The sequence below is a fragment of the Pseudomonas graminis genome (genome assembly GCF_900111735.1).
GTDB classification, from domain to species: domain Bacteria; phylum Pseudomonadota; class Gammaproteobacteria; order Pseudomonadales; family Pseudomonadaceae; genus Aquipseudomonas; species Aquipseudomonas graminis.
The window spans coordinates 156,192-170,056 of record NZ_FOHW01000001.1 but is presented as its reverse complement, the minus strand read 5'-3'; the positions used below and the strand labels follow the sequence as shown (position 1 = coordinate 170,056).

Genomic DNA, 13,865 nt, shown 5'->3' with positions numbered 1-13,865 from the left:
AAGAAACTCAGCACTGCTAATTATTTCCAAGTACTCCTGACTGCAACCGCTTGCTGGCGAACGCGTTGTACCAGCCAACGCGATCCTGCGGCGTCAAGCGGCACGGACGATTTAAATCGCAAGCGGCACCCTTGGAACGTTGCCAATCGAATTACCAACTTCCATAAGGAATGCCGTGTCGGTCTATCCAGGCTTGTGCCGCCGGATTGGGGGCTCGGTAAAACAAGCCTTTTCCGTCCTGGTTGGGTCCGAGGGGACCGACTTCGGCTTGGTAGCGGCCAACTTCTTTGAAGCCCAGGCACGATCCGCCTAACCACACTTTTACAATTCCCCCTGGCGCCATTCCAAGGGTAATTGCGGCGCGATAGTCCTCCTCCTTTTTGCGTGTCCATAAGCAAAATGCTTGCTCTGGCTTGATCATCTGGTCGCGCACCCATTGCGGTATCTGAATACTAAGCTTGTAGGCTTGCGGCTCGACCAGAGATTGCCAGCGCAGAAAGATTCGCTCAGGAAGATCGACGTTGTTGATGGGTTTCGACTTGCCCGCGCCATTTCCCCAGCCCTCTGGCTGACCGGTGTAACTCGCGACTCCACCATGCACACAAAAAAAAGCCAGACCTCGCTCATCGATCACATCAACCGTCTCCACCCACACCTCCTCTGCTTGGGCCCACACGGCATGGGTCTCAACTCTTTGACCGGTTGGAACGCTGGCTTTAAAGGGCTGCGTCATCCACAAATTTTCTCGTGCTCGTGGGAGATAGCCCCCGCCCACATCGGAATGAGCGGCGCACTGGATTCTGAGACGTTCATTTGTGCGGTGGCGCGATGGGTTCGAGGCCGCAGCAGCATTACCAACTGCCATAGGGAATGCCGTGCTGTTCTACGTAAGCTTTGTTCTCCGGTTCGAGCGGGATGTACTTGCCCCTGCTTGCGCCACGGTAGGGGCCGAGCGGTTCGATTTTAGCTTGGTAACGACCGACTTCCTTGAAACCCAGACATGGCCCACCGGCCCAAACTTTCACGATACCTCCCGGAGCCATTCCCAACGTAATCGCGAAACGGTAGTCGTCTATCCATTCTTTTGAGCCACGGCAGTAGACGCGCTCTGGCCTAACCATCTCATCGCGTACCCACTGCGGTATTCGGATGCTGATTTTGTAAGCCTGAGGCTCCACGAGTGACTGCCAGCGCAGAAGTAGTTGGTCTGGTAAGTCGACGTTGTTGATGGGTTTGCCACCAGATGTGCCCTTGTGCCAGCCCTCGGGCTTACGTGTGTAACCGGCGACTCCAGCATGCACGTTGAAGAAAACATATCCCCGCTGATCAAGCACATCGACGCTTTCCACCCACACTTCCATGTGTTTGGGCGCGGCGAAGCCGATGTACCATGCCGGATAAGGCAGCTTGACAGGTGGGGGTACTGAGCCACCCGTGGCACAGGCACTCAGGCTGAGTAGCAATCCGACTGCAAAACCCATGCGCCTCATTCCGGATAACCTTCTTGCGGACGGTTGAGGTGCACGTTTCTACGATTCAGCGGCGCCGGTTTGCTAAGTAAGAAGGGACCTTCAGGGGTCCAGTGCGCGGATATGTGGATGTAACGCGCTCGTAGCAATGCCTCTTGCGCAGGTTCCAAGCTTACGAGCCGGTCCGTCATTACCTGCTGCAAGATTCGCTTAGCGATAGGCATAAGCTCCTCTGGCACTGCGAGTTCAGGCCGCGCTTCCAGACCCTTGAAGGGAACGGCGTGACGTATCCCAAGTTCACGCATGACACGCAGTGCAATCAGGCTAAGTTCGCCATGCACCGGGCGTTCAAGGAGTACGGTTATCCAGTAGTGCTCCATGGCCGACGCAGCTTTGCCGCGAGGGTTGGTTGCTGCAGGCCAGGCTTTCACCGCAACGTAGCCATCGCGGGCCACGCCTGATTCGCGCAATACCTTGGCGTGCGCCTCTGCACGGGCCCATGCGGCATGGGATTCAACCTTTTGACCGGTCGGAACGCTGGCCTTGCAGGGCTGCGTCATCCACAACTTTTCTCGTGCTCGTGGCAGATAGCCCCCGCCGACATCGGAGTGGGCGCCCGGCAGTCCGATCTGGAGGTGCGTGTGGTGGACGTTATTAAGAGAAAAGTCGGCTCGATATTCGTCGAGCGCCTGAAGCTGAATGACCTGCCGCGCGCAGTCGGGTGGCAGATAGAGATTGACGCCACGATTTACGTCGTCGCCAGGACTGAAGTCCCCATGTGCAGGGTCTGAGATGGCTGCAACGGTATCGAACAGGCCGATCAAGTTGATGGATACGTCCGTCGATGCGTCGAAGCTCTGTTGCAGACCATGACTTCTGGCGGTGAGGATTTCTCTAAATACGCCGCACTGGGGTTTGAGAAACTCATTTGCGCAGTGACGCGCGGCCGCTGCACCGCGACTGAAGCCGAAGATATCGATCTCGATCTTTTTAATCGAAATGCCGGGGTTGGTTTGTTCAAAAAAGCTTAGCTGTGTTTTTACTAAGGCTGGCGCCTGCTTCACCCGCGCTACTACCCCCGTCTCACCCTGGCCAAGACCCTGCCCAATGACCGTTGCATCCTTGCCACCGCTGCGAGTACCGATACCTTCTACGTACGCCTTGATATATGCGGTTTTGGCTTCAGCCGAAATACCATCAACCGCGTTGTCCGGATACAGCTGAAACAAATAAGCCACATTGCTCGGCGCATTCCCGTAACTGTTATTCGGCGCGCTGTTGAACGCGCTCCCGTCAAACTCACCAAACCCATACTGCTTGCACGTTGCGGCAATGCTCTCCAGCTCTTCACTGCTAAAGGTCTCCAGATCCTGCCGTCGGCAACGCTCCGTCGCCGCCGCATTGCTCTGGTTATTCCCCGTCCCGTCAAAGAACAACCCGATGCGCAGCGTGATGCCTTCGGTGATTTCCTCTTCCTCTTCTTCCTCCTCCAGTTCAGGTGTGGGACGCGGCTTCAGTCTTTCTTCGGACTGCGGAAAGTCGATCGCCACATGTCCGGGCAGCATCGTGTGGACGGGCATGGTCTTCCCGTCCTTGTCGGTCACGCCGTTGAACACTTCGCCGTTCTGCGTAGTGATCCGGTAACGGACGAAACGGGCAGCGGCCTGTTGCGCGTCGACCAGGGTGTACCCCGCCCCATAGCCATAAGGTATTGGCGTCACCGGCGTTGTCAGCGTGGTAGCACCGGCCTTCAGCACATAAGCGGCCCGGTGATAGATATTCCCCGGCGCGCCCAGCTCGATTTCGCCATCCTTGATACGGATGAATGCGCCGCCGCAGCTGAGGACGAGTTCCTTCGGGGCGCTGATTTCGATCCGGCCGGCCAGGCTTTCGATCTTGATGTCGTCTTGTGCGAGCGCATGCAGTGCGGCACTTTGGGCGTGAAGCTGAACGTCGCCCTGAACCGCTTTAACTTGCAAACCCTTGGTCACAGCACACAGGCTGATCGCACCTTCGGCGGTGCCGGTGATGTTGCGTCCGGCGCTGAGGTCGGTTGAGCGTGACGAGGTGATGGCGACGCTCTCGCGACCGGAGGAAACGCAGATCGCTTCAGGGGTGACGATGCCGATGCCGGCCGGCGCGTGCAGCAGAAGACCGGGCTCGGTGAGGTGAGTCAGCGCGTTGTTCAGTTGCGTATGGCCACTCGTATCGGCGGGAATGGCGCCCGCACTCTTTGCAGCCTGAGCCATGGTACGGGCCAGGGAGAGCGCGGTTTCGAGCTGGTCGATTGCAGCGTCCATATCCAGCTGCATCCCGTGGGCCTTGCTCTGTTCATCCGCACTGATAAACAGCCCGCTTCCCGCCCGAATCGCGCCCCAGCCATCGGTGCGCAATTCAAACCCTTCGCCGCGCTTGTCCTTCTCGTTGTCGACCAGATGCCCAAGGTTCAGCTGGCTTTTGCCGCTGTGCTCGGTGCTGAGTTTGATGTGTTCTTTGCCGCGATCATCTTCCATGCGCAGCTTATTGTTCGCCGGCGTGCGCAGTACGTTGCGTTTGTAGTCACTGCGCGTCAACGTCACATGGTCGGGATGTCTACTGTCATGCAGGGCATGGGCGATGTAGGGCCGGTCCGGATCGCCTTGCCCGAAGGCAATCGCCACTTCGGTCCCGCAGATCAGCGGCAGGTGCAGGCCGTGGGTATCGCCCGCATAAGGTCGGGCAAGGCGCAACCAATGGCTTTCCTGACCCAGCTTCCAGCTGTCGCGGTCGAACAGAAAGCTGACCTTGTAACGACCTTCGCTGTCGATGTGGCTGTAGGGATCGTTGGCCAGCGAGCTGGTGACACGGGCCGGAACAGTGCCGGCTATCGCAGGCTTGGCCAGCAAAGGCGGCCGAAAACACACGCTCTCCGAATACGGAATTGCCTCAAAGCTCAGCTCGAAACTGCGGTCCCGCGCAGCATGCAACCGCAATCGAGTGATCACCGCCCCGGGCTCAAACGCCTGCGGTGCCCCACCGGAAATTCCCAGCACCTGCGCCAATCCCAAAGACGCACTGCTGCTAATCCCGGTCAGGCGAGTTTGGTCATTCAGATACCGCTCATGCCGCAACCGGGCGTAGAAAAACCCGCTTTCGCCTTCTAAATCCTCGTCCAGATCGAGCTTGTCACCCAGCGCTTTGTACGGCTCGGCGTAGTGATACGCCTCGCCATAAGTTGTGGTGTCACCCCGGGTCTGATCCACAGTCCCATCCAGCCAGGCACTCGCATCCCGATGGTGGTAAGCCCGAAAGTGAACGTTCTTCTCCACCACCTCATGACTGACCTGCAGCCCCCAAACCCCATCCTGCCCGCTGCTGCCCAACCCTGACTGAGGCCTGAACGGCAAACTGATCCGAGGGCGAACGTAATGCCGCTGATCGTCATGAAACTCGACCACCGCAATCCCCAACCTTTCGTCATTGGTGAAGCGATACCAGATCCCCACCTCGGCCAACAACCGCGCAATAAACGAAAGATCGCTCTCGCCGTACTGCATCACCTGCTCGCGCTTGGGATATTCCCGCACCAGCGGGAACAGAAAATCCTGCCCTTCGAAATCATGCCGAGTGCGCAAGATGCTTTCGACAATCTGCGGCACGGATTGGTGCTGATAGATCCGGAACTGCCGCCCACGGCCCAGCAACGCCAGCCGCGGCTGCAAAGTAATCTCGTATCTGGCCTCGTCAGCAGAACCGGAAAGCCGCTTAAAACCCGTGACCACCCCATGCAACGTCCGCAGCGCTTCAACCCGAGGCACCGGCAAGCCACGAATCGCAACAGGCAACGTATGTGCCGCAGCATGCAGGCTGAACTGAGCGGTCTTGCCCAGCATCCGATCAGCCCCGATGTCCTGCTCAACACAAGTAAATTCAACGCGATAAAGAAACGGCTGACTCAGCTGTTCTTCACCCTCGAAGGCCAAGACGTCGAGCGCAAAGGGCAAACGATGAACAACAAGCTTGTGGCGACTGTGATCGAAGAAAGGCGGCAATACGGTGAGCATGAATGAGCGTCCGTGTCAGAAGAAACGCCCCCGACCGGTCTGCAGAAAACCGGATCAACTCGTCCATGAGAGAGGGCTGAGGCGAGCGAAGATGAGGCATTTCAAAGTGTGACTCCAGACGAGGAGACACGAAGGAGACGGTTCCAGCGGCATTTGCGGATTAATCCTACAAACAGAAAACCGACAGCAAACCCAGCCACGCTTTCTCTGGCACAATCCCCTTTTTTTTCGAGCAGGACAGGCCAGGACATGGATCTGAACAACGTTTTTCAGCGTTTGAACACCGGCAGCAAAAAGTGGAGCCAGTACCCCGAAGACGTGCTGCCGATGTGGGTGGCGGACATGGATTTTCCGGTGGCCGCGCCCATTGTGCAGGCGCTGAAGAACCGTCTGGAACATCCGCTGCTGGGCTATTCCGTGCCCCAGCAGGCGTTGCGGGAAACGCTGGTCAAGCACCTCGCCGAGCGCTACGGCTGGCAGATCGAAGCGCAGGACCTGGTCTTTCTGCCGGGGGTCGAGCCCGGCGTGAATATGGCGCTCCATGCACTGGTCTCGCCGTCCAGCGCGGTGCTGGTGCAGACCCCCAATTACTCGCCGCTTCTGCACGCACCGGCCAACTGGCAACTGCCGCGCATCGATCTGCCCTTCCATGCCAACGCCCAGGGTGAATACCCCACCGACATCGCGGCGCTGGAACGCGCCCTGCCCGACTGCGGCGCGCTATTGCTGAGCAACCCCCACAACCCGCTGGGCAAAGTCTTTGAGCGTGACGAATTGCTGGCCATCGGTGAGGCCTGTGTACGGCGCGATGCGCTGATCATTTCCGATGAAATTCACGCTGACCTGCTGTTCGACGGCCGACAGCACACGCCGATCGCGTCCCTGAGCCCGGAGATCGCGGCGCGCAGCGTGACGCTGATGTCAGCGAGCAAAGCCTGGAACATTGCCGGCCTGAAAACCGCGTTCGCCGTGGTGCAGAACGCCGAGCTGCGCCAGCGTTTCAATGCCGGGCGGCTGGGGCTGGTGGACAGCGTCAACGCCTTGGGCCTGGAGGCCACCGAAGTGGCCTATCGTGAAGGTGGCGCTTGGCTGGAACAGGTCGTGGCGTATCTGCAGGACAATCGCGATTACCTGGCCGAGGCCATCAAAAGCCGTTTCCCGGGGATCACGATGCACCTGCCCCAGAGCACCTATCTGGCGTGGCTGGATTGCTCCGGCCTGGGGCTGGACAGCCCGCAGCAGTTCTTCCTCGAACACGCGAAAGTCGCGCTCAGCGACGGCCTGGAATTCGGCGACGACTGCGGCCAGTTCGTGCGCCTGAACTTCGGCTGCCCACGGCCGATGCTGGAAGAAGGCCTGGCGCGCATGGAACGCAGCCTGCGTGACATTTGACACATTCCGGGCTAAAGCAGGTCCTACATGGCCGTTCTCAGAAGTACTTGAGCCAGGCAATGTCCCGGCGACTCGCCTTGAGCGCGGCGAACCAGTTCACCGCCGGCCATAGCACGACGGTGAGCACCGCGGCGCAACCCCACAGGCCCAGTACCGAAGTGAACCCAAAGTACTGGCCTTGGGTGGTGCCCCAGATCGCTACCGCGCCGACATACAGCAGCTTCAGCACGTAGAGGTGCAGCAGGTAGAAAAACATCGGCGCCGCGCCAAAGGTCACCAGCGGTCGCAGCCATGCCCGCCCCTGTTGCCGCTCAAGCCAGGCCAGCACCAGTAAACCGACGCCCAGGGTCAAGCTGATGAACAGCAACGACGGCGGGTACTTGGTGACGTTGAGGACGCTCATCAGCGTCTGCGCTGTGGTGTCACCTTCCACCCACGGCTTCTCGCCATAGCCGTTGATCCCGCGCAGGGCAAGAAACAGCGTCAGTGAGCCAAATCCCCAGGCAATCAGGTTTATCTCGCGCTTTTCTGCATTTGCGTGGCGGCCAAACCACGGCCCGGCGGCGTAGCCGACGGCAATCACGCCGATCCACGGCAGCAGCGGGTACGAGGTGCGCAAGCGCAAACTGTCGCCGACCTCGATCCAGCCGCGGTCATGGAGAATCGCCCACGGAATGTGCATCGCCGAGCCCACGGCGAAGTGCACGTCATCCAGCAGGTTATGCCCGGCGATGATCGCCAGTCCCAGCGCCGCCAGGACCCCACGCGGCAATACCACCATCGCTGACAGCGCGATCATGCTCAAGCCAATCGCCCAGATGACCTGTAAATAGATCACCGTCGGCGGAAACTGGAACGTCCAGGCGAAGTTCACCAGCGTCAGTTCCAGCGCGATCAATACCAGCCCGCGCTTGAACAGAAATCCCGCCACCGCGCCCTTGCCCGCGTGTCGTTCGCCATACAGCCAGGCCGAAAGCCCGGTAAGAAACACGAACAGCGGCGCGCAGAAATGCGCGAGCGTGCGGCTGATGAACAGATCGACGCTGGTGTGGGCGACGTCCATCGGATCGCTGACCTGATGGTGCAGAAAGAAGGTCTCGCGCACGTGATCCAGCAGCATGAACACGATGATCAGGCCACGCAGGGCATCGATCGATTGCAGGCGGCCGGGATGGGCGATAGACGTGGCGGGAGATTGCAAGGGGACAGACAGGGTTTGCATACGCGGTGGACTCTCGAAGCGCGATAACCGACAGGCCTGTGAACGACCTGTAAAAGCGAGTTATAACATAACACTTCGAAGCCTCCTGCGCGCAACCAAAATTGCCCGCAGGGTCTTGGTTGGGGAGAACCGGCGCACCCGTCACCGGACAGGAACACCCTGCCCCATCCGGTGAATCGTTTCCCGTCTGGGTTAATAGCCCAGCGACAACCCCGTGCTGCGACGTGGATCGTTGGCACCGTAGAAACGGTTATTACCCACTGGCTTGCCACCCAGGGACGGCGCGCCGACGAGGATCGCGGCCAGGTGGTTGGCGTCCTGGGGACCTGCAAACTTATGGCCCCAGCTTTCGAGGATCTTCTGGGTGTCAGGGCTGACGGCGAAGGCTTCCAGGTTGGTGGTTTCCGGCATCCACTGTTGGTGGAAACGAGGCGCATCGACCGCTTCCTGGATGTTCATGCCGTAGTCGATGACGTTGAGCATGGTCAGCAGGGTGGCAGTAATGATCCGGCTGCCGCCCGGGGTACCCACCACCATCACCGCCTTGCCGTCCTTGGTGACGATGGTCGGGCTCATCGATGACAGCGGCGACTTGCCCGGCGCGATGGCGTTGGCTTCGCCCTGAATCAGGCCGTACATGTTCGGCACGCCCACCTTGGAGGTGAAGTCGTCCATCTCGTCATTGAGGATTACACCGGTACTGCTCGCCATCACGCCTGCGCCGAACCAGTCGTTGAGGGTGTAGGTGACAGACACCGCGTTGCCCCATTTGTCGACGATGGAATAGTGCGTGGTGTTGTTGCCTTCGTGGGGCGCAACGCCGGGTTTGATGTTCTGGGAGATCCCGGCTTTCTGCGGTTCGATGGCGGCGCGCAGCTTGGCGGCGTAGTCGCGGTCGAGCAGATGGCTGATCGGATTCTTGACGAAGTCCGGGTCACCCAGGTAGCTGTTACGGTCGACGTAGGCATGACGCATGGCCTCGATCTGATAATGCAGCCCCTGGGCGGAGTGATAGCCCAGCTCCTGCATCGGATAGCCTTCGAGGATGTTCATGATCTCGCAGATGACCACGCCACCGGAGCTCGGTGGTGGCGCCGACACGACGTGGTAGCCGCGGTAATCACACTCGATCGGCGCCAGTTCGCGGGTCGCGTATTTGTCCAGATCGGCCTGGGTGATGATGCCCTTCCCCGCCTGGCTGGAATCGACGATCGCCTTGGCCACCCAGCCCTTGTAGAAACCGTCGCTGCCTTTTGCGGAGATTTCCTTGAGGGTTTTGGCGAGGTCTTTCTGCACGAGGGTGTCGCCAACCTGCAGTGGCTGGCCCTTGTTCAGGAATATCGTGCCCAGGTCCTTGGCGTCGGCCTTGAATTCGTCGGTGGCGGTGCCAAGCAGATCGACATCGCCTTGCTCCAGGGCGAAGCCGTTTTCAGCGAGCTTGATCGCCGGCGCAATGACTTCCGCGCGCTTTTTGGTGCCGTATTTGCTGAGCGCCATTTCCATCCCGGACACGGTGCCGGGGACGCCGACGGCCAGGTGCCCCTTGGAACTCAAGTCCGGTACGACATTGCCGTCCTTGTCCAAGTACATGTTGGCAGTCGCCGCCAGCGGGGCTTTTTCGCGGAAGTCGAGGAAGGTCTTGCGCCCGTCGGCCAGCTGGATGGTCATGAAACCGCCCCCGCCCAGGTTGCCGGCAGCCGGATAGACCACGGCCAGCGCGTAGCCCACGGCAACGGCCGCATCCACCGCGTTACCGCCGGACTTGAGCACGTCCACGCCGACGTGGGTGGCCAGGTGCTGGGCGGTCACGACCATGCCGTTTTCAGCGGCGGCCGGCGCCACGGAAGCGGCGTGAGCGCAGGACAAGCCAAGGGTGAGCACCGTCGCAACGAGCGACTGGGCGAAGGGTTCGAACTTCATGGGCGGAATTCTCTTTTTCTTGTGATGGGGAAAACGGTGGGCAGAAGGTGCCCGCACTAAAATAGCGCATGCGGGGAAAGTTGCCAGTGATTGCCGGGAATCCCGGTCAGATGAACACCGGGCCCAAGGTGCGTTTCCCCGAGATTTAGCAGTGCAGATATCGGCTTGCCGGCGAATGCGGTGGGTCATCCTGCGCTGCGTCATCTGGAAGATCGCGTTCGCGGGCAAGCGCGCTCCTACAGGTTTGCGGGGATACGGGATGGGTTGGGTGTCAGGTTGAGATTTGGATTCTGCCCGGAGGGCGTAGGAGCGCGCTTGCCCGCGAAGGCGGTGTGCCATTTTGCACACCTTGATCTGAAAGAATGCATTCGCCAGCAAGCCGGCTCCTACAGTGGGCGCGGTGTTTCAGGCGACAACATACTGAATGCAACTTCGTCTTCGCGGGTAAGCGCGCTCCTACTGTAGAAGCCTTTTCAGCCCGCAACTGGCACGGGCGGTTTGCTTCAGAACCAGCGATCGTTGCGCTTGCGGCCCTTGGTCAGCGACGGAAGGATCAGGCCCAGCAGCAGGCCAGCCCCGGCGATGCTGCCGCCGTAGACCATGTAGCGCATCAGCACTTGATTGTTCTCGTCACCCAGTTTCGCCTGGGTCGTGCGCAAGTCCGACTGGGCGCTGGCCAGCTGTGCGTTCAGGTCCTTGGTCCGCGCTTCGAGCTCGTCGACCAGCTTCTTGCGCGACTCCAGGGTTTCCTGCATGCCCTGAACCTTGGTCTTCCAGTCATCGTCGATGGTCTTCAGCTGCGCGCTGAGGTCCGCGGCTTTCTGCGTCAATTGCGGCAAGCGCTCGGCCTGGCCTGGCACTTCCTGCAGGTCAGCGGTGGGAATCCACACGTTGTCGCCGGCGCTGCCGCGCACCTGGCTGTAATCGCCCTGGGTGTTGATCAGCTCCACTTTCTGCCCGGACTTCAGGGTGCCGACGATGCGGTAGCCGTCGGTGGGGCCACTGCGCACGTAGGTGCTGAGGGTGTCGCTGACCCAGCGATCCTTGCTCGTGGTTTCGGCCAGTGCCAAGGGGCTGGCAAAGCCTGCGGTCAACAAGGTGGTCAGCACGCCGGCGTTGAGCAAACGGCGTCGAACGCCCGACACGGTGGAAAAGCGAAGGGAAGCATCGGAGGGAGAAATAGGCATGGTTAATCTTCGACAAATTGAAAAGAAGGCCGGTGGGCGGGCCGCATGCAAGGGAATCACGCCTGGTCGGACAGCACGAACAACGCACTGCAACTGCTGGAAAAGGCATCTGGCGCGGGCGAAATTCAGCCGGACACCCAAAGTCGTGACCCGGGCGTACTGCGCGCGCAGTGGTCAACAGACCATTGAAAAGATGTCAGGTTCAGTAGCGAGGGATGACATTCGTCCGGGAAACGTCCCACACGCTTGTCGGAATGGCTGAAACGACAGTGGGAGCGAGTCTGCTGGCGAATGCCCCGACCCGCCGACAGAGCCGGCGGGTAAAGACGATTCGCGAGCAAGCTCGCTCCCACAAGGTTCACAACAGTCTGGCGGGGGGAATCACCCCTCCTGTTGCAGTTGCTCCACCGTCGGTTTGAGGATCACCACGCCCAACGGCGGCAGGTTCAAGGACAGCGAGAACGCCTGGCCATGACTCTTGAGGTCGTCGGTGCGCACACCGCCGCCGTTACCGAAGTTGGAACCGGCGTAGATATCGGCGTCGCTGTTGAACAGCTCGGCCCACTTGCCGCTGAACGGAACGCCCACGCGATAGGCCTCACGCGGCACCGGCGTCAGGTTGGCGACCACCAGCAATGGTTCGCCCTCCTTGCTCCAACGCAGGTAGGCATAGACGCTGTTGCCGGCGTCGTCACCAATGACCCACTGGAAACCCTGGGGCTGGCAGTCCTGCTCGTGCAGCGCCTTTTCAGTGCGATACAACCGGTTGAGGTCGCTGACCAGCGTGTGCACGCCCTTGTGGTCGGCGTACTGGAGGAAATGCCAGTCCAGCTCGGTGTCGTGGTTCCACTCTCGCCATTGACCGAACTCGCAGCCCATGAACAGCAGCTTCTTGCCCGGGTGCGTCCACATGAACGACAGGTAAGCGCGCAGGTTGGCGAATTTCTGCCAGCGGTCGCCGGGCATCTTGTCGATCAGCGAGTGCTTGCCGTGGACCACTTCGTCGTGGGAAATCGGCAGCACGAAGCGCTCGGACCATGCGTAAACCAGGCCGAAGCTGAGCTGAGAATGATGATGCTGGCGATGGATCGGGTCCTGCTCGACGTACTTGAGCGTGTCGTGCATCCAGCCCATGTTCCATTTGTACGAGAAGCCCAGGCCGCCCTGTTGAGTCGGCTGCGAAACGCCCGGCCACGAGGTCGACTCCTCGGCGATGACCAGCGCGCCCGGCGCTTCGATCGCCACTACGTCATTGAGGTGACGCAGGAAGTCGATGGCTTCCAGGTTTTCGCGGCCGCCGTAACGGTTCGGCACCCACTCCCCGGCGTTGCGCGAATAGTCGCGATACAGCATCGAGGCCACCGCATCCACGCGCAACGCATCGACGTGGAAGTGCTTCAGCCAATGCAAGCCGGACGCGATCATGAAACCGTGGACTTCGGTGCGGCCAAGGTTGTAGATCAGCGTGTTCCAGTCCTGATGGAAGCCCTCATGGGGGTTGGCGTATTCGTACAGCGCAGTGCCGTCGAATTGGGCCAGACCGTGTGCATCCGTCGGAAAGTGCGCAGGCACCCAGTCAAGAATCACACCGATGTCGTTGCGGTGACAGGCATCGACGAATGCGGCGAAGTCTTCCGGCTTGCCATAACGGGCACTCGGTGCGAACTGCGACAGCACCTGATAACCCCACGAACCGCCGAAAGGGTGTTCCATGATCGGCATCAGCTCGATGTGGGTGAAGCCCATATCTTTGATGTAAGGGATCAGGTTATCGGCCAGCTCGCGCCAGTTATACGGGCGATCGGGCTCGTCATCGCCGCCGTGATGCCACTTCCACGAGCCTGCGTGCAGCTCGTAGATCGACAGCGGCTGGTGGATGTCGTGCTTGTCGCCACGGGACTGCATCCAGTCACTGTCCTGCCAGTCAAAGTCCAGCGGCGCAGCGACTTTCGACGCCGTAGCCGGCGGCAGTTGGGTGGCCAGGGCCATAGGGTCGGCTTTCAGCGGCAGAACGCCGTGCTGGCCGAGGATCTCGTACTTGTACGCCTCTCCCGGGCCAATACGCGGAATGAAGATTTCCCACACGCCCGTCGGGTGACGCAGGCGCATTGGATGACGACGGCCGTCCCAGCTGTTGAAATCGCCCACCACCGAGACACGGCGGGCATTCGGAGCCCACACGGAGAAACGTACGCCATCGACACCGTCGACGTTCTTCACCTGTGCGCCCAACGCGCTGCTCAGGTCACGATGGTTGCCCTCGGCGAACAGGTACAAATCCATCTCGCCGAGCTGCTCGCCGAAGCTGAACGGGTCTTCGGTGATTTGCTCGCCGGTGGCCCAGGAGATCTTCAGCAGGTAGGGCTCGCGCACCGCAAAGTGGCCGGCAAAGAACCCCGGCTTGTCGGTCATGCTCAGCTCGCCCAAGTCACGTTCGCCATCGCGAGCAAGCACGCGCACGGCCAGTGCATTGGGCAGATAGGCGCGGATTACCTGGCCTTCAGCGCCATCGCTGTGAGGGCCGAGCATCGAGAACGGGTCGCGGTGCTCCGCGCGGATCAGCGCATCCAGGTCGACGGCGCTGGGCAATATTGCGTGGTTGCCGTTACCGAATTGGTCAGAGGCACTCATT

7 protein-coding genes and 2 pseudogenes are annotated in these 13,865 nt (G+C 60.3%); 1 reads left to right on the top strand and 8 read right to left on the bottom strand.

Going from position 1 to position 13,865, the window contains the following annotated elements; all coding sequences use genetic code 11:
* Positions 1 to 151: 151 nt before the first annotated feature.
* From BMY98_RS00685 to BMY98_RS27495, 4 genes and pseudogenes are all read right to left on the bottom strand, one after another.
* Positions 152 to 733 carry a DUF2931 family protein gene (locus BMY98_RS00685; RefSeq protein ID WP_083398675.1) on the bottom strand — a complete coding sequence of 194 codons (582 nt, stop codon included), beginning with the start codon at positions 731 to 733 and terminating at the stop codon, positions 152 to 154.
* Positions 734 to 851: 118 nt separating this feature from the next.
* A complete protein-coding gene (locus BMY98_RS00680; protein ID WP_342742079.1) occupies positions 852 to 1,481 on the bottom strand; it encodes a DUF2931 family protein in 630 nt (209 codons plus the stop codon).
* A 5-nt stretch (positions 1,482 to 1,486) separates the two neighbouring features.
* Positions 1,487 to 2,320: pseudogene (locus tag BMY98_RS27955) on the bottom strand (phospholipase effector Tle1 domain-containing protein); the annotation flags it as partial.
* An 855-nt stretch (positions 2,321 to 3,175) separates the two neighbouring features.
* Positions 3,176 to 5,512, bottom strand: a pseudogene (locus tag BMY98_RS27495) (type VI secretion system Vgr family protein); the annotation flags it as partial.
* 249 nt (positions 5,513 to 5,761) lie between these two features.
* Here BMY98_RS27495 and BMY98_RS00670 point away from each other — a divergent pair.
* A complete protein-coding gene (locus tag BMY98_RS00670; protein ID WP_074883314.1) occupies positions 5,762 to 6,904 on the top strand; it encodes a MalY/PatB family protein in 1,143 nt (380 codons plus the stop codon).
* A gap of 37 nt (positions 6,905 to 6,941) precedes the next feature.
* Here BMY98_RS00670 and BMY98_RS00665 read toward each other — a convergent pair whose 3' ends face one another.
* From BMY98_RS00665 to glgB, 4 genes are all read right to left on the bottom strand, one after another.
* Entirely contained in the window at positions 6,942 to 8,126 is a 1,185-nt protein-coding gene (locus BMY98_RS00665) for an acetyltransferase domain-containing protein (RefSeq protein WP_074883311.1), read from the bottom strand.
* A 192-nt stretch (positions 8,127 to 8,318) separates the two neighbouring features.
* A complete protein-coding gene (gene ggt, locus BMY98_RS00660) occupies positions 8,319 to 10,046 on the bottom strand; it encodes a gamma-glutamyltransferase (RefSeq protein ID WP_074883308.1) in 1,728 nt (575 codons plus the stop codon).
* 503 nt (positions 10,047 to 10,549) lie between these two features.
* Positions 10,550 to 11,233, bottom strand: a complete 684-nt coding sequence (locus BMY98_RS00655; RefSeq protein WP_074883305.1) for a TIGR04211 family SH3 domain-containing protein — start codon at positions 11,231 to 11,233, stop codon at positions 10,550 to 10,552.
* 381 nt (positions 11,234 to 11,614) lie between these two features.
* On the bottom strand, positions 11,615 to 13,864 hold the full coding sequence (gene glgB, locus BMY98_RS00650) for a 1,4-alpha-glucan branching protein GlgB (protein WP_074883301.1): 2,250 nt from the start codon (positions 13,862 to 13,864) through the stop codon (positions 11,615 to 11,617).
* Position 13,865: the final 1 nt, after the last annotated feature.